This window comes from Halalkalibacter kiskunsagensis, assembly GCF_037027555.1.
Taxonomy (GTDB): Bacteria; Bacillota; Bacilli; order Bacillales; family Bacillaceae_D; genus Halalkalibacter; species Halalkalibacter kiskunsagensis.
The window spans coordinates 125,733-149,067 of the sequence record NZ_JAXBLX010000002.1; the positions used below are offsets into that span (position 1 = coordinate 125,733).

Annotated in this window: 19 protein-coding genes; 4 read left to right on the forward strand and 15 right to left on the reverse strand. The window is 38.1% G+C overall.

Going from position 1 to position 23,335, the window contains the following annotated elements:
* Nucleotides 1-79 precede the first annotated feature (79 nt).
* Nucleotides 80-412, reverse strand: a complete 333-nt coding sequence (locus SLH51_RS01840) for a hypothetical protein (protein ID WP_335958654.1) — start codon at nt 410-412, stop codon at nt 80-82.
* A 646-nt stretch (nt 413-1,058) separates the two neighbouring features.
* Nucleotides 1,059-1,814 carry a YkgJ family cysteine cluster protein gene (locus SLH51_RS01845; RefSeq protein ID WP_335958656.1) on the reverse strand — a complete coding sequence of 252 codons (756 nt, stop codon included), beginning with the start codon at nt 1,812-1,814 and terminating at the stop codon, nt 1,059-1,061.
* Between the two features lie 195 nt (nt 1,815-2,009).
* On the opposite strand from SLH51_RS01845, the gene glcT reads away from it, so the two are divergent.
* The 4 genes from glcT to mreBH all read left to right on the forward strand — a co-directional run bounded on the left by glcT (nt 2,010) and on the right by mreBH (nt 6,643).
* Nucleotides 2,010-2,837, forward strand: a complete 828-nt coding sequence (glcT, locus tag SLH51_RS01850) for a glucose PTS transporter transcription antiterminator GlcT (protein ID WP_335958658.1) — start codon at nt 2,010-2,012, stop codon at nt 2,835-2,837.
* Nucleotides 2,838-3,020: 183 nt separating this feature from the next.
* Nucleotides 3,021-5,051, forward strand: coding sequence for a glucose-specific PTS transporter subunit IIBC (gene ptsG, locus SLH51_RS01855; protein ID WP_335958660.1), 2,031 nt, complete (start codon nt 3,021-3,023; stop codon nt 5,049-5,051).
* A gap of 27 nt (nt 5,052-5,078) precedes the next feature.
* The gene (locus SLH51_RS01860; protein ID WP_335958661.1) at nt 5,079-5,363 is read left to right on the forward strand and encodes a YflJ family protein; all 285 of its coding nucleotides are present in this window, start codon (nt 5,079-5,081) and stop codon (nt 5,361-5,363) included.
* A 272-nt stretch (nt 5,364-5,635) separates the two neighbouring features.
* A complete protein-coding gene (gene mreBH / locus SLH51_RS01865; protein WP_335958662.1) occupies nt 5,636-6,643 on the forward strand; it encodes a rod-share determining protein MreBH in 1,008 nt (335 codons plus the stop codon).
* 314 nt (nt 6,644-6,957) lie between these two features.
* On the opposite strand, the gene SLH51_RS01870 is transcribed toward mreBH, so the two are convergent.
* From SLH51_RS01870 to SLH51_RS01930, 13 genes are all read right to left on the reverse strand, one after another.
* On the reverse strand, nt 6,958-7,752 hold the full coding sequence (locus SLH51_RS01870) for a carbon-nitrogen family hydrolase (protein ID WP_335958663.1): 795 nt from the start codon (nt 7,750-7,752) through the stop codon (nt 6,958-6,960).
* Nucleotides 7,753-7,785: 33 nt separating this feature from the next.
* On the reverse strand, nt 7,786-8,199 hold the full coding sequence (locus tag SLH51_RS01875) for a DUF3052 domain-containing protein (protein ID WP_335958664.1): 414 nt from the start codon (nt 8,197-8,199) through the stop codon (nt 7,786-7,788).
* 305 nt (nt 8,200-8,504) lie between these two features.
* Nucleotides 8,505-10,355: a PTS fructose transporter subunit IIABC gene (locus SLH51_RS01880; protein ID WP_335958665.1), complete on the reverse strand. Its 1,851-nt coding sequence runs from the start codon at nt 10,353-10,355 to the stop codon at nt 8,505-8,507.
* 1 nt (nt 10,356) lies between these two features.
* A complete protein-coding gene (pfkB, locus tag SLH51_RS01885; protein ID WP_335958666.1) occupies nt 10,357-11,280 on the reverse strand; it encodes a 1-phosphofructokinase in 924 nt (307 codons plus the stop codon).
* Nucleotides 11,277-12,032, reverse strand: a complete 756-nt coding sequence (locus SLH51_RS01890) for a DeoR/GlpR family DNA-binding transcription regulator (protein WP_335958667.1) — start codon at nt 12,030-12,032, stop codon at nt 11,277-11,279. Before SLH51_RS01890 ends, pfkB begins: the two co-directional genes overlap by 4 nt.
* A 178-nt stretch (nt 12,033-12,210) precedes the next feature.
* Nucleotides 12,211-14,115 carry an ABC-F family ATP-binding cassette domain-containing protein gene (locus tag SLH51_RS01895; protein ID WP_335958668.1) on the reverse strand — a complete coding sequence of 635 codons (1,905 nt, stop codon included), beginning with the start codon at nt 14,113-14,115 and terminating at the stop codon, nt 12,211-12,213.
* Between the two features lie 128 nt (nt 14,116-14,243).
* Nucleotides 14,244-15,299: a nitric oxide synthase oxygenase gene (locus SLH51_RS01900; RefSeq protein ID WP_335958669.1), complete on the reverse strand. Its 1,056-nt coding sequence runs from the start codon at nt 15,297-15,299 to the stop codon at nt 14,244-14,246.
* Nucleotides 15,300-15,440: 141 nt separating this feature from the next.
* Nucleotides 15,441-15,920 carry a glutathione peroxidase gene (locus tag SLH51_RS01905; protein ID WP_335958670.1) on the reverse strand — a complete coding sequence of 160 codons (480 nt, stop codon included), beginning with the start codon at nt 15,918-15,920 and terminating at the stop codon, nt 15,441-15,443.
* Nucleotides 15,921-16,011: 91 nt separating this feature from the next.
* The gene (gene treR / locus SLH51_RS01910; protein ID WP_335958672.1) at nt 16,012-16,728 is read right to left on the reverse strand and encodes a trehalose operon repressor; all 717 of its coding nucleotides are present in this window, start codon (nt 16,726-16,728) and stop codon (nt 16,012-16,014) included.
* 28 nt (nt 16,729-16,756) lie between these two features.
* Nucleotides 16,757-18,433, reverse strand: coding sequence for an alpha,alpha-phosphotrehalase (treC, locus tag SLH51_RS01915; RefSeq protein ID WP_335958674.1), 1,677 nt, complete (start codon nt 18,431-18,433; stop codon nt 16,757-16,759).
* A 340-nt stretch (nt 18,434-18,773) separates the two neighbouring features.
* Nucleotides 18,774-20,183: a PTS system trehalose-specific EIIBC component gene (gene treP, locus SLH51_RS01920; protein ID WP_335958676.1), complete on the reverse strand. Its 1,410-nt coding sequence runs from the start codon at nt 20,181-20,183 to the stop codon at nt 18,774-18,776.
* A 268-nt stretch (nt 20,184-20,451) separates the two neighbouring features.
* Nucleotides 20,452-21,765: a polysaccharide biosynthesis protein gene (locus SLH51_RS01925; RefSeq protein ID WP_335958678.1), complete on the reverse strand. Its 1,314-nt coding sequence runs from the start codon at nt 21,763-21,765 to the stop codon at nt 20,452-20,454.
* Between the two features lie 247 nt (nt 21,766-22,012).
* The gene (locus tag SLH51_RS01930; protein WP_335958679.1) at nt 22,013-23,284 is read right to left on the reverse strand and encodes an ATP-binding protein; all 1,272 of its coding nucleotides are present in this window, start codon (nt 23,282-23,284) and stop codon (nt 22,013-22,015) included.
* Nucleotides 23,285-23,335 lie beyond the last annotated feature (51 nt).

Genomic DNA, 23,335 nt, shown 5'->3' on the forward strand with positions numbered 1-23,335 from the left:
TAGATCCCTTCCTTTTAAAAGCAATCATCTCTATGTACAACAAACCCCCTAAGAATTATACCTTAGGGGGCTGATTTTTTTACTCATTCTTGGACGATTCTTTTTCATGCTTTTCTGACTCTTCATACCAGTCATCTAATACTTTCGCATCAAGTACTCTACCTTCCACAAATGAAGACTGCTTATCTAGGAATAATTGTTTCCAGTTAACTTCCATATCCTCAGCAATCTTTACTACCGTTAACAACTCCTGCCACGCAACATAACGTTTGTACCAGAAAAATTGAGGTTGCTCTGTCATGTATGGGTAAAGATCGTCAAATTCAGTATGCTTACAATCTACAGTTCTTTCAAATTGGCGCTTCGCTTCCGACACTCGCTTTTCAAAATACTCATTCACATTTACATCCATTTGCAATCCCTCCCTGAAAATCCTACCCTATATATCTAAGACAAAAACAAGACAACACCTAGTAGTTATTATAGTCTATGCATCATCACAACGATAAAGAATAGCTATCTCACCATATACTAATAATAACACGAGATATGCACATTCTAAATGATAAATATTTAGAAAATTATAGAGAATGTACCAAAAGGGTGGTTTTCCCTTTTGGTACATTCTCTAAGCAATGAGTGGAGCCGTTGCTTTCTTTTTAGCCCATTATGAGTGGTCTTCTCATAGTGGGCGTGCATCGTGCGGAGCCATTGCCTTTCCCTTTTTCATTCACACACTTGTACCAAAAGGGTGCTTTTCCCTTTTGGTACATTCTCTAAGCAATGAGTGGAGCCGTTGCCATCTTTTAAGCGTTTAGGAGCGGTTTTCTCCTAAACGCGCGCAACGAGTGGAGCCATTCCCGCTCTTCGCTGAGAAAAGGGCCGAACTGCCCTTTTGTTCTAACTCATAGCAATGAGCCGATGCTTTCTTTTTAGCCCACTATGAGTAGTCTTCTCATAGTGGGCGTGCATCGTGCGGAGCCATTGCCTTTCCCTTTTTCATTCACACACCTGTACCAAAAGGTCGACTGTTTCCTTTAAGCACGATCTCTCTCTTTTTAACGCTCCAATGACTCAAGCTCTTCTTGTAACAAAACCGGCAAATAATTCACATCTCCTGCATCGGCTGGATAAGAGAAGCCTAGCTCCTTATCCTCAACCACTTCTAGTATTTCTTGAATAACCTCATCCATTCCTTGAACATAGAAGCGGTGTAGGAACTCATAACTAACTGGTTCCTTAGGGAGAACCTCTTTTTCACAAACAGATACATCAACGTAATTAGTATACGTTCGACATGGAATTGGGCGCACTTCATATGCCATACATTTGCTTGTTTCAAGATTAAGAAAAACACACGGAAGAGCTAGCTCTTTATATTTTCTTTTAAACTCTTGATCTTTTCGAAAATCTAGCATTTTTATATCATTTAAAATAGACGAATGTTCGTGTAAGTACGATCTAATCTGTTGTAACACTACCTGTTTTCTCTCTTTTTGTTGTTGTGCAATATACATAAGCATCAATTTCACTTCTAAGCGAGTAACAATGATCGGAAAATAACAGCAATGGGCACAGCCAACTTGACAAGTCGGTGTTACGTTGATTTCTTTTTCAATAGTTTCAATTTCCCTATTTACTTGCGCTAACAATTTCTCAAGTGATTCCGTTAAAACCGAGGTAACGTGCTTGCCCTCACTTTCGTCCAATATATCATCAACTGTATTAAAAAAAGGTTGCTCATAATCATAAATCCGCTTATTGATTTGTTCTACTTTTCTTTTTATATCATCATAAGTTAATTGTTGCTTCACATCATACACTCCTTACTCTTTCCCCCTTCCATATTAGTGTATATCTTTACAAAAATCGACTGTTTTCTCGATGTGGCAACTATTGTCTAATATATTACGAATAATTATCATTGACGTCTGTTTTTTTTATCGATATGATAAAAGTGGAAATTAGTGTAGTTTCGACAAAATTCTAGCTATTGAAAGGAGGAAACCATGTTATCCGTAAAAAAAGTACTTAATAATAATGTCTTAGTCGCAGAGCATCCAGATTATGAAGAAGTGGTCTTAATCGGGAAAGGACTCGGTTTTGGAAAAAAGGCCGGGGAATTAGTTGCCGGAGAGCAAGCTGAAAAGTTCTTTGTATTAAAAGAAGCCAAAGAACAAGAACAATACAAACAATTATTGGATTACGTAGATGAACATTTCATCGGCTTAATGAACGATATAATTGAAATGGTAGAAGAGAGATTTTCCGTTCAGCTTCATGAACACATTCATATCGCCTTAACTGACCACCTTTATTATGCGATTAAACGAGTCAAGCAAGGCTTAGATCTCAAAAATCCATTTCTGCCTGAAACCGAACTTGCTTATCCAAAGGAATTTTCTGTAGCCACTGAACTAATTGACTACTTGAGTGATAAATTAGAACTTGAAATTCCTCCTGGAGAAATTGGATTTGTTGCCCTACACATACACAGTGCGCTCACAAGACGTTCGTTAAAAGAAGTGAATCGACATACTCAACTTATAGCTGAATTGGTTCAAGTAATTGAAAAGTCTTTACAACTTCAAATCGATCGAAAGGACGTCAACTACTTACGACTTGTCCGACATCTACATCATGTGATTGAACGAATAAATAAAGGTCAATATTTCGATAATCAAGAAACATTAAAGAATGTCTTGCAAGCAGAATATCCAATATGCTACAATCTTTCTTGGAAATTGATGAAAATTATGCAACAAACATTAAAGAAAACGATTCCAGAGGCTGAAGCTGTATACTTAACATTACATCTTCAAAGACTCTCGAAGTAATAATATTCTTTTCACGTGTTACTGATTATGCAGGCATGAGGGGAAAGGATTAGGTAGTACAAGAATAATTGATAAGAGGATCTCTTATCTTTCTTCTGTGCTAGCTTCCTTGCCACTCATGCCTTTTTTGTTGCATAAAAATCAATTAACATCTTCAAACTAAATATACAAGGAGGAATTATTATGTTTAAAAACTCATTTGGTGTTATGCAACGTGTCGGTAAAGCACTTATGCTTCCTGTTGCCTTATTACCAGCAGCCGGTATTTTGCTTGCGTTTGGTAATGCACTTCAAAATCCCGATTTAATAGCTCGAATCCCTGCTCTTGAAACTGGTTGGGTTGTGATGCTAGCTAGTATTATGGAGAGTTCTGGCGATATCGTATTTGCTAACCTTGCACTTCTCTTTGCCGTTGGGGTTGCCATTGGACTCTCAAACGGGGATGGGGTTGCAGGCCTTGCTGCACTTATTGGATACTTAATTATTAATGTGACAATGAGTGTTACTGGAGGGATCACACCAGAAATGGTTGCAGATGACCCTGGTATCACCAATGTACTAGGTATTCCAACTCTACAAACTGGAGTATTTGGCGGGATCATTGCCGGGTTGTTAGCCGCATTTACGTATAAAAAGTACTTTAATATGGAGTTACCTTCTTACCTTGGGTTTTTCGCTGGAAAGCGCTTTGTCCCAATTGCAACAGCTTTCTTTGCCTTATTTATCGGGATTGTCCTCCATTTCATATGGCCAACGATTCAAATTGGATTGAACAATGTTTCTTACTTAATGGTTGAATCAAACCAAACCATTTCAGCCTTTATCTTTGGGGTGATTGAGCGTGCATTAATTCCATTTGGTCTCCATCATATTTTCTACTCACCATTTTGGTTTGAATTTGGTCAGTATACTAATGCAGCAGGACAAGTTGTCCGTGGTGACCAACAAATCTTTTTTGCACAAATTCGTGATGGCGCTGAGTTAACTGCAGGTACGTTTATGACAGGGAAGTTTCCTTTCATGATGTTTGGACTTCCAGCAGCTGCCCTTGCCATTTATCACTGCGCACGTCCTGAACAAAAGAAATTAGTAGCTGGTATTATGGGTTCTGCTGCTCTTACCTCTTTCTTAACAGGTATTACAGAGCCACTTGAATTTAGTTTCTTATTTGTTGCACCAGTCCTATTTGCAGTTCATGCAGTGTTTGCCGGTCTTTCTTTTATGACAATGCAACTTCTCGATGTCAAAATCGGGATGACGTTCTCAGGCGGTGTTATTGACTTCTTATTATTTGGGGTCCTTCCTAACCGAACTGATTGGTGGCTTGTTATTCCTGTAGGATTAATTATGGCTGTCATTTACTATTTTGGCTTCCGTTTTGCTATTAAAAAGTTCAACTTAATGACTCCAGGTCGTGAAGAAGTGACAGAAGAAAAAGACACACCTTCCAGTTCTAATACTTCTGAATTGCCATATGCTGTGTTAAAAGCTTTAGGCGGAAAGGAAAACTTAACTAATTTAGATGCTTGTATTACTCGTTTACGTGTTAGTGTAAACAATGTAGATAAGGTTGAAAAAGACACGCTGAAGAAGCTTGGCGCTTCTGGTGTGATGACGATGGGGAATAACATTCAAGCGATCTTTGGTCCGCGCTCTGACCAAATTAAATCGCAGATGCAAGACATCATTAGTGGACGTACTCCAACTCCTACTGAAGAGCCAGCTCAAACAAAAACAAATGATGCTGTTTCTGGTGATGTTTCATTCACTTCTCCTTTAGCTGGAAAAGTGATTCCAATAACTGAAGTTCCTGACCAAGTATTTTCAGGAAAAATGATGGGTGATGGCTTTGCCATTGAACCAAGTGAAGGGATCGTAAAATCACCAGTTTCTGGGACGATTATGAACCTCTTCCCGACAAAGCATGCGATCGGAATCTTATCTGACGAAGGAAAAGAAATCCTAATTCACGTTGGTCTTGATACAGTTAATTTAAAAGGGGAAGGCTTTGAAACCTTTATCAAACAAGATGATAAAGTTAAACAAGGACAAGAGCTTCTTCGTTTTAATTTAGATTACATTAAAGAAAATGCTACATCAACGATAACACCCATTGTCTTTACAAACTTAGCTGATGATGAATTCATCCATATTAATAAACAACAACAAGTTCAGTTAAGCGAAGAAAATGTTATCTCCATTAAACAGAAATAACGTTCTTAGTTCACCATTTGAATCAACATGCATCCAGCAAACAAAACGAGGAAGCGAATCTGCTTGCTCGTTTTTGTTTGTATTACGAATGAAAGGACTGATCTTAATGTATGTTGTAGTAAAGGTTGGTACGTCGAGAAATTAAAAGAAAAGGGAATTCGTTATATTGACGGGCGTAAATTCGAACGTTACAAAGCCAATATATCAGCTAATATGTACTATGGAAACAAACAAAAAATCAGTAAAAATACCCACATATTTCCTCCCGATTCCCATAATCGTACAAATACCTGCGGCCTACTTTTAGCATGAGTTAGACACTCCTCCCTCTCATTAACAACAACTTTAGACATAGATACAAAGACCCGATAACTTAATAATTTCTAATACTTTCCTTTTTTCTAGGCAAATCCCTTAGTACTTCCGTATTCCTTTCACATTCTTACATATAAGATGAGAGAAATTCCTCTATGTTATCTTTCTATTCATTGTTAAAATCAAGACTTAGCTAGGAAATGTGTTGAAAAATAGATTTAATAACTAGCACACATTCTAGAATTAGATTTAAAAAAGTTGGTGAAAGCATGTTTGCAAATGCAGAAATAGGAATTGACTTAGGAACAGCCAATATCCTTGTATACAGTAAAGGCAAAGGTATTATTTTAAACGAACCATCCGTTGTAGCACTTAATCTTGATACAAAAGAAGTATTAGCAGTTGGAATCGAAGCAAAGAATATGGTCGGGAAAACACCTGCCAACATCGTTGCAATACGTCCTCTTCGCGATGGTGTCATTGCAGATTTTGATATGACAGCAAGTATGCTAAAAGCAATTATGAAAAAGGCAAGCAAAACCCTTGGCCTATCTCTCCGAAAACCAAATGTCGTGGTCTGCGCGCCTTCAGGTTCAACATCAGTCGAACGTCGTGCTATTTTAGATGCTGTTAGAATCTGTGGTGCCAAAAATGTACACATCATTGAAGAACCTGTTGCCGCTGCAATTGGATCTGGTTTGCCTGTAAATGAACCGATTGCTAACGTTATTGTTGATATCGGTGGGGGAACAACTGAAGTTGCCATTATTTCGTTCGGTGGAGTTGTCACTTGTCATTCGATCAGAGTCGGTGGAGATAAATTTGATGAATCCATAATACAGCACGTTCGAAAAGCTTATAATGTTTTAATTGGTGAACGTACGGCAGAACGTATTAAGATGGAAATTGGATATTCACCGGTTGAACATGAAGCTATGGAAATGGAGATTCGCGGACGCGATCTTGTCGATGGATTACCGAAAACTGTCACCCTACATTCAACAGAAATTCAACAAGCAATTAATGAATCCATGCATCAGCTCCTCGAATCTATCCGAGCTACACTTGAAGACTGTCCACCAGAACTAAGCGGAGATATTGTCGATCAAGGCATCATGTTAACAGGTGGAGGCGCGCTATTTAACGGAATTCAAGAATGGCTCTCAGGCGAGATATCTGTTCCTGTTCATATCGCAGAAAATCCGCTAGAGGCAGTAGCAATAGGAACAGGTCGTTCATTGAAATTTATCGATAAACTTCAAAAAGTTTCAGTATAGACACAGGAAAAGAGCACTCAAAAGAAGGACACAGAACAAGTTTGGTTTCCGAGGCCACTGAAAAAGGTCGATTTTTTTCCTTTTTCAGTGGCCTTTAAGCAATGAGCGCAGCCGTTGCCATTGGTGTGAGAAGTGCCTCACACCTTAAAGCCCGCTATGAGTGGGTTTCTAATCCGCAGGCGCGCAACGTGCGGAGCCATTGCCGGCTTCCTTGATGGACTTTCAGTGGCTTCCTTTTATTCCTTTTCAGTAGCTTCTAGTTTCCCCCTTGTTCTGTAGCCATTTTCTTGTTAAACAAACGTTTATTTAAATAACTACAAATCACCGTATAACTTCGGAACTCTACTTGCAAAAACAGGTACTTCCTTTCGAATGCGAGTAACTTCGTTTAGATTAAGATCAACAGTAAACGTCTCTTCTTCTACCTGAGAAGCCTTTGTTAGCGTCTCTCCCCATGGAGTAACAACCATAGATCGTCCAGCAAACTTAACACCATCATGCGTTCCAACCCTATTACAACTCACAACAAAGACTTGATTCTCAATCGCTCTCGCTTGTTGAAGGATTTCCCAATGTTTCACTCTCGCCAAGGGCCACTCTGCAACGACAAAGACCACCTCTGCTCCTTGTAATGCTAAGGAGCGAACAAGCTCAGGGAAACGCAAATCGTAGCATATAATAACTCCCATCTTTCGTCCATCGAATTCAAATACTTTGACAGCATTATTACCACCTTTTAGATAAAGATGTTCATCTAACATTGGAACAAGATGAATCTTATCATAAGTATAGATAATTTCTCCTTTGCGATTAAGAATATACGAGCGATTAAAAATGCCTCCCGCTTCTTCAACAGCTATGGAGCCAGCTATAATATTCACATGATGCTTACGCGCTAATTCTTTTAGAAACGTTTCAGTTTCCGCTTCATCCTCTCTAATAACTTTTTCAAGAATAGGAAGCGTATAGGCCGTCGTCCACATTTCAGGTAATACAAGAACATCAGGTTGTTGTTCCTTCAAAACTTGGTCCACCCAATCTAGTACTTTTTTACGATTTTCTGCTGGTTTACCTGCGATAATGTCCATTTGATACGTAGCTATCTTCATTTTCTAGTCACCCTCCCATTTTTTCACAAACCATTATTCCTGTTTCGTCCGTTCTTTCCCTTTTTCCGTAACGGCAAATGTCCTTTTCATTGTTTTAATTTTATCAACTTGGCGAAATCGAAGGGCTGACCAATCTTCATCAATAGCGACTTGTCTAACCGGTTCATAGCCTTCTTCACCAAGCATGGCACCGACCTTATCTCTACTACAATCAGAGCCTTTATATTTCTTTGAAGACTTCTTCGGATAGCTTAGCCAGAGTATACCATCTTCTTCAATGACATCAACTGCTTTTCCTGCCATGGTTTTAATCTCTTGATTTGTTGTTCCAAAAATATGAATAAACCGATATATGTCGCTTTTGATTTCAGTATGTACTTCTGCTTCAAATTGAGTGATGACTTCTTCATATTCTTTCGGAGCTCCTAAAATCAAAACTTCGTTCATATTCTCTTTCCACTGTAGTTTTTTAATAACAGGATGCATCGCTATAATCAACCCCTTACGTATTATAGTCTTTTCATTATATCACTTAATAATAATAAGAAAGAAATCGTAGGCTGAGCTCTTTTTAAGAAAGGTTTAGATTATTCGTGCACCTTTCATAATTTCAAATGCAGCAGTAGCTCTAATCACTCTCCCTTCACTATAAACCTTTCCCGTAAGCGCAACCACACTAATATGATATATTCAACCGTAAGTAAAAAAAAGAAGGAGAGACTGATTTTGTCTCTCCTTCTCATTAATAATTATTAAACCGTCTTTTTCTTCCAAATTCCTAATATCGCTGCCGTTACAATAGCACCAACTATAATAGCCAGTAAATACATAAACCAACTACCCGATACAAGTCCAACGACGAAAATTCCACCGTGCGGAGCTGGTAATCCGATACCAAATAATGCTGTCAATCCACCTGCTACGGCTGCACCAGCAACGGCTGCAGGAATAACACGACCAGGATCAGCTGCCGCAAAAGGAATGGCTCCTTCTGTAATAAACGACGCTCCCAAAATATAGTTTGTCTTTCCTGCTTCTTGTTCTTGCTTCGTGAATTTACGCTTAAAGAACGTTGTTGCAAGAGCAATCCCAAGTGGCGGGACCATACCACCAGCCATAACAGCAGCGTGAGGTCCAAAGTTGCCAGCATCAATCATTGCAATACCAAACGTAAATGCTGCTTTATTGATTGGACCACCCATATCAATCGCCATCATTCCACCAAGAATAATCCCTAGTAACATCATATTTGTTGTACCCATTCCGCCTAACCAGCTTTCAAGGCCACTGTTAATTGCACTTAATGGTGTAACAAGTAAAAGCATAATCATACCTGTAATAAAAATATTAAGTACTGGATAAAGAAGAATCGTTGTTATACCAGCTAGCGATTGCGGCATTCCTGCTAATAGCTTTTTCACTAGAAGTGCTACATACCCTCCTAAGAAACCAGCGATTAACCCACCAAGAAATCCCGCCTCGCCATTAAAGGCGATTAAGCCCCCAACCATACCAGCAGCAAAACCCGGACGGTCTGCAATACTCATTGCGATAAAGGCAGCAAGAACAGGAATCATAAGAGCAAAGGCCGTTCCTCCACCAATATCCATTAACATTTGAGCAAATTCATTATTTAAATCAATATCAATTAAAAAGGATAAAGCGATCAGAATCCCGCCACCAACAACAAACGGAAGCATATTCGAAACACCGTTCATTAAGTGTTTGTAGAAACCTCCACCTATTTTGCCTTTTTCTTCTTTATTGCCACTAGCTTCACCAGACCCTTTATAAATAGGTACATTTCCCGACTTTGCTTGTTCCACAAGCTCTTTTGGACGTCTAATTCCATCTGTTACAGGTACATCAATTACTTTTTTGCCTGAAAAACGATCCATCTCTACTTTCGTACTAGCAGCAACAATAATAGCTTTGGCATTATCAATCTCATCTGCAGTTAAACGGTCCTTAATCCCTCCAGAACCATTTGTTTCAACTTTAATTGTAAGACCTTGCTTTTTCGCTTCATCTTTTAATGCATCTGCTGCCATAAATGTATGAGCGATTCCTGTTGGACACCCTGTCACAGCTAAGATATCATAGCCATCTTTAGACGGTGTTTGTTCGGCAGCTTCTTTTTCTAATTGCTCTTGTTCTTTCTTATCAATGGCAGCTAAGATGTCCTCTTCTGACTCTGCTTTTAATAAAGCTTCTCGGAAAGCTTCATCCATTAGGAATGTAGACAAGCGTGAGAGTGTAGCAAGGTGGGCTTCATTTGCTCCTGCAGATGCCGCGATCATAAAGAACAGATGAGTCGGTTGTCCGTCAAGGGCTTCATAATCTAAACCACTTTCTGAACGTCCAAAAGCAATCGCTGGCGTCTTTACTGCTTCACTTTTGGCATGGGGAATAGCAATTCCTTCGCCAAGACCTGTTGTACTTTGTTCTTCCCTTGCCAAAATTGCCTTCTTATAGTCATCCGCATTGTTAAGTCTTCCAGCTTTATCTAAATTTCTTACTAACTCGTCAATTGCTGACGCCTTATCATTCGCACTCATAGTAAGTACGATTGTATCTTTCTTTAATAAATCAGAGATTCTCACACTACTCACCCTTTCCTATTTCACTAATGGTAATTTCCTTCATAAGTGTCTCTACATCTTCTCTTTGAGCAAATCCTTTCGAAAATGCCGTTGCACTCCCTGTCGCGACCGCAAACTTAAATGAATCTTCTAAGTTCATCTTCTCTTTTTTAGCAGCTAAAAAGCCAGCAACAACAGAATCACCTGCACCTACAGAGTTTCTCACAATTCCTTTAGGTGTATTTGCATATAAAATTTGTTCGTTAGTTCCTAAAATTGCTCCATCTCCTGCAAATGAAACGAGAACATATGTAATCCCTTTCTCTATCAGTTTGCGAACGTATGGAACAGCTTCTTTTGGTTCCTTCAATTCTACTGAGAATAACTCTCCTAACTCATGATGATTTGGCTTAATAAAAGTTGGCCTTTTCTCAATAACCTTCTTCATCGGCTCACCACTTGAATCAATGAAAACTTCTGCTTTTCTATCAAGAGCCCCTTGGCATAATGTTTCATAGATATCATCAGGAATCGTCGAAGGTACACTTCCCGCTAGTACAAGGGCATCCCCTTCGTTAAGAACAGATAATTGTTTTTGCAATTGCTCTAAATATTCATTTTTAATGTCTGGTGATACACCATTTATTTCTGACTCAATTTTGCCCTTAACTTTAATATTTATTCGGGTATCTCCATTAACTTGAATAAAATCCGTTTCAATGCCTTCTTTTTCAATAACATCTCTTACATAATCTCCGGTGAATCCGCCTGTGAAACCAAGCGATTTGCTATTGTGCCCGAATCTCTTCAACACTCTTGAGACATTGATTCCTTTTCCACCTGGAGCTTTGTAATCATAAGTTGAACGGTTTAATGCACCTACATTCAGCTCATCAATCTCGACAAAATAATCAAGCGCAGGGTTTAAAGTGACAGTATAAATCATAAGGTAACCACCTCTAAGTTTGTAATTGTACGAAAGTCGTTGTAGTATTCTTCATCCAATTTTGTGCTCGTGATGATAGTGACATCGTAAGCATTGCTAAACTTGCTAAAGGACACTTCTCCGAACTTGGAATGATCAGCTAAAATATAACTTTGGCGTGAACGTGTCACTGCATTTTCTTTGATAAATGCCTCTTCCGGATCAGGTGTCGTACAACCATCCTGTACCGTGAGTCCATTCACCCCAAGAAACGCTTTATCAAATCGAAATGATTCCAGTGTTTGAATGGCACTTCTACCAACAAAGGCTCTTGTTCCATGCTTAACATACCCACCAATAATATGTGTTTCAATATTTAGATCTATTAACAAAGAAATATTCATAAGTCCATTTGTAACAACAACCACTTCCTTCCCTTCTAAAAAAGGAATAATCTCAAGTGTCGTTGTACCTGCATCAAGAAAGATACAATCGCCATCTTCGATTAACGACGCTGCTTTTTCAGCAATCCTCATTTTTTCCCGACTGTTTTTGATCGTTTTTTCTGCTACAGTTGGTTCAGCTAGCTTTTTCTGAAGCAGTGTGGCTCCTCCATGAATACGCTTTAATTTTTTCGCCTTTTCAAGGTCAGTTAAATCTCTTCTAATCGTTGATTCAGAAGCGTTTGTCTCATCGACTAGCTCTTGCATTTTCACTGTCATTCTTTCTTTAAGCAATGAAAGAATTCTCTCGTGACGTTCAATCGTGAGCAAGATTCATCACCCCTCTTTAACTACATACCTAATTATACAATCAACTTCAATCAACTTCAATCATTTTCAACCATTTGTCGAAATAAAAAAGAAAGCGCTAACCACCTTATAGGTTACCGCTTTAGAGAAATTATTATGAATATAACAAAAAACTTTTTTCGACAGTATTCTACTATACTTATTTTTTGTGACTGTTTTCTATTTCTTCAACTAAAAGTGATAATTCTGTCCACCGTTCAATCGTTGTTTCCAGATCCGCTTCTAGCTGTTCCTTTTCTTTCATCCGTTCTTGAATAACACCATAATCGCTACCTGCAGCAATAATTTCTTCTTCAACAGTTTCAATTTTTTGCTCGAGCTCGGTAATCTTGTTTTCAATTTCATTCCATTCTAATTGATCTTTATACGAGAGCTTTTTACGGGGTTCTTTTTTGGACTCTCCTTGCATACGAGAATCTTTTTTTTCTACTTTAGTCTGCTCAAATTCAACCTGCTTTTGCGCTAGATAATCAGTATAATGTCCTTGAAATCTTGATACGATACCTTCCCCTTCAAAAACAAGCAAATGATCAACAACTCGATCAAGAAAATAGCGATCATGAGAAACGGTAATCACAACACCTGGAAATTGATCTAAATAATCTTCAAGAACCGATAATGTTTCGGTATCTAAATCATTTGTTGGCTCATCTAAAAACAATACATTCGGCTCTGTCATTAGCACTTTTAGCAAATAGAGGCGTCTGCGTTCCCCACCTGATAACCGACGAATGTACGTATATTGCATTGATCTTGGAAAGAGAAAACGTTCGAGCATTTGTTCTGCTGTAATAACAGTTCCATCAACGGTATACACAACTTCTGCAATTTCTTTTATATAATCAATCATACGTAACGAGCCGTCTATTTCCTCATCCTCTTGTGTGTAATACCCGATTTTGACCGTTTCACCTGTTGCAATAGTTCCATGATCAGGCTGAATTCGACCAGCTAACATATTTAATAGTGTTGATTTCCCACTTCCATTTGGTCCGACAATACCGAGGCGTTCTCCTTTAACAATTAAATAATCTAGCGATTGTATCAACACCCGTTGATCATAGCTCTTTGTTACGTCAGTCAGTTCAATGACTTGCTTTCCTAAACGCTTTGAACCAATTGCAAAGTCAAATTCTCCTCGTTGTGTCACACCTTCTTCTGCTTTTAACGCTTCGACTCTTCCAATACGTGCTTTTTGCTTCGTCGTTCTCGCTTTAGCTCCGCGTTTAAGCCATGCTAACTCACGTCTTAAAATATTGGCACGCTTTTGATCTCTTTGCACTTCCTGCAACTCACGCTCAGCTTTTTTCTCTAAGAAGAGCTCATAATTGCCTACGTAAGTAAACAACCTTCCTTGATCAAGCTCATACATATTATTCGTAACTCGATTTAAGAAGTAACGATCATGCGTTATTAAAATAATCGACCCTTTATATGTTGATAAGAAACTTTCAAGCCATTCAATTGTTTCATGGTCAAGGTGGTTCGTAGGCTCATCTAACAAAAGCAAGTCTGCTGGTTGAATGAGTGCTTTTGCAATGGCAACACGCTTCTTCTGCCCACCGGAAAGTTGTTTAATAGTCGTTCCAAAATTCGTGATACCAAGTTTTGAGAGTATTGTTTTGGCGATCGTATTTGCTTCCCATGCGTCTAGTTCGTCCATCCGTTGTTGCCATTTTATAAATTGTCGTTGATACTCATCACGTTCGGGTTCTTTCTCAAATAATAAAAGGCTTTGTTCATAAGCACGCATTGCCTTCATTATTATTGTATCGCCAAAATAAATCTGTTCCATTACTGTTAACTCTTCATTTAATTCTGGTTGTTGCGGCAAATATTCAATTTGAAAATCATTGGCATGAATAAGATTGCCTTTATCTGCCGATTCAATTCCTGCAAGAATCTTTAGAAGAGTAGATTTGCCTGTTCCATTAATTCCAATTAGACCAATTCGTTCTTTCTCTCTTATTGTAAATGAGAGGTTATCAAACAATGTCTTATCGCCATAGGTTTTCGTTAATCCTTCTACTTGTAGCATGCTCATATATTTTCCGCCCTTTATTTCTTTACTTATGTATCTATCTTATCGCAACTTAGACTTTGTTGCATCTTCTTACATCAGTTTTCTAAGGTACAGTATCGGTTCAAAAAAAGAGCAACAGTATTGTCGCTCTAATACATCCGGTCTTGATAAAAGTAATTTGGCTTAACTACCTTATTGTCATACCTTTTGTGAAAAATATGAGTGGCAGCAGGAGACATAGGTGGGATAAGCCAGGACCAGTTTCCCGTAATATGTCGCCCTGATCCACTTTCTTGTTCTTCAAACTGCTTGAACTGTTTTGCTGCTGTATGATGATCAACAATACTAACACCAGATTCCTTGAAGGAATGCAGTACAGCAACATTTAACTCCATGAGTGCACGGTCTTTCCATAATGTTGAGTCACGTGTCGTATCAAGCCCCATTACAGCTGCCACTTTCGGCAAGACATGATAACGCTTTTGATCTGCTAAGTCCCGGGCACCAATTTCAGTTCCCATATACCACCCATTAAAAGGAGCTGCCTCGTAGGTTATTCCACCTATTTCAAGCTTCATATCAGAAATAAACGGAACAGCATACCACTTTAATTGAAGGTCCGTAAAATCTTTGAAGTTGGGATGGCTAATCTCAACCTCAAGAATGCACTCTTTTGGAATTGAGAAATACTTTGGATTATTGTTTCCGATTTGAATAACCAATGGCAAAATATCGTAAGGAGTCTTTTCTCCTTGCCAACCAAGCTTTTCACAATAAGTTGTAAAAGCTACCGAATCAGGATCACCAATAATGCCATCTTTTGTTTCATACCCAGCATACCGAATAAGTTGGTGATTCCATATTCGAACGTGCCCTGATTTAAAAACCGTAATCGTCGGAATGATCTTGCCTCCGTTGGTTCCATATTGAAGATGAAAGAAGAGCGCGTTAGCAACTTCCTCTTCGGTTGTCAACATTCGTTCATCTATAACATGCATCGACTGCCAAAATAAGCGTCCAATACAACGATTACTGTTCCTCCATGCCATCCGTGCTCCATGTGCTAATTCTTCATATGTATGTGTATACGTATTCGAACTAGCTATTTCTTCTTTAACTTCAAAAAGTCTTTCTTTGATCGCCTGTTCACCTTTCCCTAATTCGCGATAACAAGTATTAATAAATTTTCGAGTCTCATCTAGCATTTCGGTCCTCCTCGTTACATTACTTCTATTGTTATTATTTTGGGATTATATCCAAATTTCACTCTTATACTTACATCATACGTTACCCAGGTATCAAGAAATTGGTCTAAAAAAAACACGCCCCTTATTTAAGAGACATGTTTAATCTACGAGCAACTTACGAATATCCTCTTCTATTTTCTCCGGAACAACATTTGGTCCATAACGGCAAATAACCTTGCCTTCTTTATCCACTAAAAACTTTGTGAAATTCCACTTTATTTCTGATGATAAAATTCCTTTTTGTTCTTTCTTTAAATACTTATAAAGAGGAGCAGCATTCCTGCCATTTACTCGAACCTTTGCGAATAAAGGAAAAGTAACACCAAAATCAAGCTTACACGCTTCTTCCATTTCATCGTTACTAACCGGCTCTTGTCCCATAAATTGATTACAAGGAAAACCTAGAACAGTAAAGCCATTATCTTTATAATCTTGATATAATTTCTCAAGCCCATTAAATTGGGGAGCGAGACCGCATTTGGTAGCCGTATTAACAATTAATAGCACATTTCCCTTGTAACAATCCAAAGGTATATTTTCACCGTTCGGTCTCAAAACAAAGAATTGATGTACACTCATCGAAACCCCTCCTACTACATATTTACTCATATTAGTACCATTATACAGAGGGGTGTTAACAACAGACGAATGATTTGCTCAAGATTAGTTTTTACCGAGTTCTTCTTGCAAAATCAACAAACCGAAATTTATCAGGACGGTGTCTAGACTCCGTATATTGAAACATCGAAGCATCATCAAAATATACATGGCTCCTTACAACAACAATCGTATCGTAGCCTCTTAAATCCAGAAGCTCGCGATCTTCGTCTGTCGGTGCTTCAACAGTAATTTCCTTTTTAGCAAAGCTGATTGACAATCCAAGAACTTGTTCAATGTATGCATAAATGGACCGCTCACAAATATCGACAGTCAATCCTGGAACAAACGAAGAAAGCAGGAAATCTTTATCTAAGATGATGTTCTCTTTATCAATCTCTCGAACTCGAACAACCTTCCAAATATCCAGTTCTTCCCCTGTCTGAAAATGCTCTTGAATATCTGCAGGCATACCTTGTTCTTCAAGAAACACAACATTGGTTTTTGCCCTTTTCCCCATCTTGTCTGCTAATTCACGAAAGCTAACGAGACCTGAAATCGGAAAATTGATTTTTGTAACGTCTAATACCATGGAACCTTTCCCTTGCATCTTTTGAATGTATCCATGTTCAGACAATAACTTTAACGCTTTTCGTATCGTTTCTCGAGAAGCCATATACGTGTCAGCCAACTCATTTTCTGAAGGAAGAAGCTCATTTGCTCTTAATATTCCATTTTGTATTTTCCCAGCTAAATCATCATATATTAATCGGAATTTATTTATTGTCATCGTTAACCACCTAGATTAGTGTAACATGTTACTTCACATAATACACGAGTGACTCATAAGGGCGAAGCTTCATCGTTATTTCAAGAGCGTTGGAGTCTTCGTAATTTGATAGCAATAATTCACTATTTGAACTTTTAGCAGCCCACTCTTCAGGTAAGGTAAATGTTGCATCACTGCCATAAAAGTTGTTAATGACTAGAACTTTCTCATCCCCATTCGTACGTTCATATACAAAAACTTGAGGATCGTCTTCCAACAAGAGCTTATAATCTCCAACTGTCAGAATGTTGAACTCCTTACGCAGCTGAATTAATTTTTTATAATGATAAAACACTGATGTAGGATCGGCTACCGCTTGTTCTGCGTTAATTTCTTGATAATTGCTTGCAACCGGAATCCACGGAGTTCCTGTTGAAAACCCAGCATTTTCTTTGGCATTCCATTGAACAGGAGTTCTAGAGTTATCACGAGATTTCCGTTTAATAATCTCCATAATTTCCTCTTCTGGAATTCCTTTCCCCTTCATGATTCGGTAATAATTCAGCGTTTCAACGTCACGATAATCATCAATTTTCTCAAAACTAGGATCCGTCATTCCAAACTCTTCACCTTGATAGATGTACGGTGTCCCTTGCATCATATGAATCGTTGTCGCTAACATTTTTGCTGACTCATTATGATAGGTTGTATCGTTCCCATACCTCGTTACTACTCTTGGTTGGTCATGGTTACACCAGAAAAGCGCATTCCATCCTCCGCCTTGATTCATCTCAACTTGCCATTTTGTTAATATTTGCTTCAAAGCTAGAAAATCAAAATCAGCTAATGCCCACTTCTCTCCGTTTGGATAGTCGACTTTCAGATGGTGGAAATTAAAGGTCATACTTAATTCATTGCGGTCTGGATTAGAATACTTAATACAGTGCTCAATAGAAGTTGAGGACATTTCTCCAACCGTCATACTATCATACTTCGATAATACTTCACGATTCATCTCTTGTAAGAATTCATGCACCCGCGGGCCATCTGTATAAAACTTTCGGCCATCTCCTGGTGCAACAGACCCATCATCATTTGGAAACGATTGGTCTTTTGAAATTAGATTAATGACATCTAAACGAAACCCATCAATCCCCTTCTTAAACCAGAAATGCATCATATTATAGACATGCTTTCGTAAGGATTCGTTTTCCCAGTTTAAATCAGCCTGTGTTACATCAAATAAATGTAAATAATACTGCTTTGTCTCTTCATCATACATCCAAGCATTCCCACCAAACTTTGATTGCCAGTTTGTCGGTTCCCCTTCGTCAATAGGCTCCTTCCAAATATAGAAGTCACGGTATTGGTTCTCTTTTGATTTCTTTGACTCTTTGAACCAATTATGCTCAGTTGAAGTATGATTCACAACAAGATCCATGATTAATTTCATTCCACGACTATGCGTTTCCTTTAACAAACGGTCGAAATCCTCCATCGTGCCGTATTCATCATGAATCGAATAATAGTCAGAAATATCATACCCGTTATCCATCTGAGGTGACGCATAAACAGGTGTAAGCCATAGCACATCCACCCCTAGATCTTTTAGATAATCTAACTTTTCAACAATCCCCTGTAAATCACCCACACCATTCCCTGTTGTATCATTAAAACTCTTTGGATAAATTTGATAGACGACTGACTTTCTCCACCATTCCTTCATTCTTCATGCACCTTCCTTTTATCTCTGTAGCAAATATCCCTTTGCTTCATATGGATGTAGCGTAAATTGCTGCTTGATGTTATTTTGTTTTTTCATTTATTACTAGCAAAAAGGCTCAACTCAATTCTGATAGTAAACACAGATGCTTTTTGTAAATGAAGAGTGTCGAGTACAACGTTAACCATCAACTTAAGTAAGAGTCTTCCCACTTTAAATTTGTATATACAAGTTTACTTGTTTCGATTGAAAAAAACAAGGGTGCAACCAACACACAGCTTCCAAATTACTTGGTCACTGAGATTGCTAAATGCACCCTCTCTTTTGTTAAATAAACATTTGTTTAAATATCTTTACGCGTTTTGGCAAATAGGAATGTTAACACAAGCGGTACAACAACAGCAATAACCATTCCGATTGCAAAGATAAGCCATTTCCCCGCTTCAATTGAGAAAATACCAGGCAAGCCACCTACACCAATTGACGGTGCCATGACCGAGTTAAAAGTAATCCACATTGCTGCAATAGCTGAACCAATTACCGCGCAGATAAATGGAAAACGATAACGTAAGTTCACTCCAAACATCGCTGGTTCAGTAATACCAAGGTACGCTGAGACAGCTGATGTAAAGGATAACCCTTTTACCTTTTCATCTTTTAGTATGAAATACATCGCGAGCGCCGCTGACCCTTGTGCAATATTAGAAACAGCCACAATCGGCCATAAGAACGTACCACCAATACTTCCTATTAGCTGAAGGTCAACTGCTAAGAACGTATGGTGCATACCAGTAATTACTAATGGAGCATAGATCGCACCATATAAAAGACCACCTAAAATAGCAAAATTATCAAAAATGCCGACAAATAATGCGGTAATTCCATTTCCGATTGCAAATGTAACTGGACCAATAGCAATAAAAGCAATGAACCCTGTAACAAGCAACGCAATCGGTGCCACAACTAACAACTGAAAACCATCGGGAACACGTTTTTTTAATGTGATTTCAATTTTAGCAAGTACATACGCAGCTACTAAAATTGGCAAGACCTGGCCTTGATAACCTACCTTTGCAACATCCAGTCCAAATAAATTCCAATACGGAATCGTTCCAGCTTCTTGAGCTTCCCCATATGCCCAAGCATTTAGCAAATCTGGGTGAACAAGCATTAACCCTAGAACAATACCTAGCAATTCATTTCCACCAAATCGTTTAACAGCTGACCAACCAATTAAACCTGGCAAAAATACGAAAGCAGTATTAGCAATTAAGTGAATAATATTAGCAAAATCGGCCCACTGTGGAAACATTTCTACAACAGATTGATCTCCGAAAATCCCAGGTGCTGTTAGAATGTTATTAATCCCCATTAATAAACCAGCCGTTACAATTGCAGGCAAAATCGGAATAAAGATATCCGCGAGCATCTTAACGGCTCTTTGTAATGGATTCAGATTCTCTGCAGCAGCTTTCTTTGTCTCTTCTTTCGTAGCCTCAGAAATTTCAGCAAGTGCGATAAACTCTTTGTATACTTTGTCAACCGTCCCTTGCCCGATCACTACTTGAAATTGACCATTTGTTGAAAATGAACCTCGTACAACATCAATGTTTTCTAAAGCTCCTTTATCAACTTTCCCTTCATCTACTAGGGCTAGGCGTAAGCGTGTAACACAATGAGTTGCCGACGCTATGTTTTCCTTACCACCTAAGGCAGCGAGTATTTGTTTCGCTGATTCTCTTAACTCACTCATCTTTATTCCCCTCTCTGTTAACGTTTTCATAACTGTAACAACTTTATATATATATTCAACCTTGTATATACATGCTGATTACGGTTTCATTCTAACTTGTATATACATATTAGTCAACAACTTTCCTCTTTTTTTTGTAGATTTTCCTCCCATGTATGAATTATTCCTTAAAAAGGTAATACCAAACGTAAAAGGAAAGAGGGTGCCTCATTTTCAAAGGTCTTTCCCTTTGGATTGAGACACCCTCTTTAAGAGAGGTAGTTTCATATTATTTTTTTGTTAGGAACAATGTCACCCCTATTTTATTGCATATCGTCACATAATGAAGAAGTGTAAGAAGCACGGCCCCCATATTCATTCCAAGGATAATACCATCCATTTGCATAGTTGGCATGGAACCAAGGAAATACATTGTTACAAATGAAAAAACAGTAGAGTAAAGTGCATGAAGAAATGCATCCTTTACTAATCCAAGCCCGATCAGATACGCTTGCATTGGAATTACAAAAAAATGAAACAAAAAGTATGGAACAAGCAATTGTAAATAGCGAATGGCTGGAGAATTTTCAAAAAAGAGACTCGTTAACGGTTCAGCAAAGAAATAGAAGACTATAACAGCCGGTATTCCATATGATGCTGTTACTAACATGACTTTTCTAAGTAACGAACGTAATTTTTCTATATTTCCTTTTGAATACGCCTCCGAAACAGTTGGTATTAACACAATTAATAGAGAATGAGCAATAAATGCCGGAAAAAAGCCAATCGTAAAAGCAACCCCAGCCATTTTCCCATATTGCACCATCGCAAGTGAATCCACCATCCCTGCCTTCACTAGTGTTTCTTTAATAAAAAATGGCTTTACGGCGAAAGTGGCCGCATGAAATATTCGCAATCCCGTTGTAGGAATTGATACTTCAAGCAAACTTTTTCGCACCTTACTACCAGACAAGGCAGCTCGTGGTCTCTTTTTCAAAACACGCATTTGTACTAAAAAGGCAATAAATAAAAAACTCAGCACAAGGAATTCACTTGCAATCAAAGTTGAAAGAGCAACTAACAAGGCTACTTCTGCTTCAAATGAAGTAGCCATAAAGAGGACTATTAATAGAACTAGCTGTCCGGCTCTTCTTAGAAAATTAGCTAATGCAATTTTCCCCATCCTTTGTGCTCCCATGAAGTATCCTCTTGCAACGGATGATAAAGAAATGATTGGAATCAGCAAAATAAACAACCAGGGCACAAGTGGATGATATCTGTCAAACACTGGAATAAGAGGGAGTAACCATAATGCAATAGCTGAAAAAAACACAGTACTAACGATCGCAAATCGCAAAGCATGCATTAACATACTTCGATGAAAAATTACATCCTTTTCTGCGACAAACTTTGAAATCGATATCGGTAATTCAAGGCTAGCTATAACGACTATAAATAGGATCGTTGGCAAAATTGACATATACAAGCCGAGACCTTCTTCACCGAGTTCTCTAGCTAATATCATATTAATTAGAAACTCAATACACTCACCTATGAATGCTGCAACTATTAACAATAATGCACTTTTCAAAAAGATATTCATCGCTTCTCTCCCTTACTCCTGTCCATAATTTATATGAGACAAGTCCTTAAATTATGGTAAAAGGAAAAAAACTTCTTATCGCAATTTCATGCAAAAAGAAAAGACAGATTGAAATAAGGTTAATGAACGCAGCCTTTGCTTCGTTTTAAGGGTTTCTCAATCCGCAGGCGTGTGTGGAGCCATACTACTTCATCGAGTGTGATTTTTCTTTTAAATATCAAAAAAACCAACCATTATCAGGTTGGTTTTACTCATTATGTAAGATGTTTGAATCAACAGGTAAAACAATTGTCACTTTTGTTCCAACGTTAACTTTACTTTCGTATCTAAGAGTGCCACCCATTTCCGCAATGATGCGGAACGATACCATTGTCCCAAGACCAGTCCCTTTATCCTTTGTCGAATAAAAAAGTGTACCAATATTAGTCAATTGTTCATTAGACATTCCTTTTCCTGTGTCTGTTATCGTTATTTTAACGACAGTTTTATCTTCTTCAAGGTCCACATTCACTTTTCCATTTTTTGGTGTTGCTTCTATCGCATTTTTAATCAAATTAATTAGTACTTGTTTAAATTGATTTTGGTCACTTCGTACAGTTGTTTTATTGGATCCTTCAATTTTCAGTTCTACATTCTCTTTCAAAGCATACGGAGTGAGAATATTAACGATTTCCCTAAGAACTTGGTTCACTTCCATCACTTGAACATTTTTAGAATGAGGCTTAGCAAAATTCAGGTAGTCACTTATTATTTCTTCTGCTCGATTCATCTCACAAAGTGCAATTGAAAAATAATCGTTATTCTTCCCTTTTTCATCCTTTTGCATTAGTTGAAGAAATCCTTTTACAACAGTTAATGGATTGCGCACTTCATGTGCAATTGATGCAGCTAATTCACTTATCGCATTCATTTTAACGGCCCTCTCCATTTCCTCCTGCATTCGCCTTCGTTCTAGCATCTGCTCAAGAAGAAGAGTAGCGAATCCAACAGCCACAATCAAAGTTCCCATTAACACAAAAATGTAAAAAATAACCTGACCAAACTGATACTGAAAATCCCCAAGTAACTGTAAATAAATAGTCAATAACGTTAACTGGATAAAAGTTGGCAAAAAAACCAAACTTATTACAAAACAAACCCTTTTCCACTTTTGATTGACTTGCCGATATCGATTGGCATATAAATTAAAAATAGTAGATGAAACAACCACTACAACATAACCGATAATGATGTGGTCACCACCTAAATAGGTTCGAGTGAGCAAAATAACGCCACAAACAATCCATCCTGCTCTTCTTCCACCATATAAAAAAGCGAGCACCAGCAAGACATAACGCAAATCCCAATATAAACCTTGCTCTTCAAACGCAAACACCATGCATAAAACTGCAGCTATTGCTAGCAAAGTAGTCAAGATCACCTTTGACTGACTTTCCTTTCTATCATTGACAAAAAAACTCATCACCATTAATGGCATTAATACAATTAATACATTTAAAAGGAGTTTTTCAGCAATCATGTAAAGGCTCCCCACCTTTTATACCCACTCTGGGATTCTTTTATTCTTAAT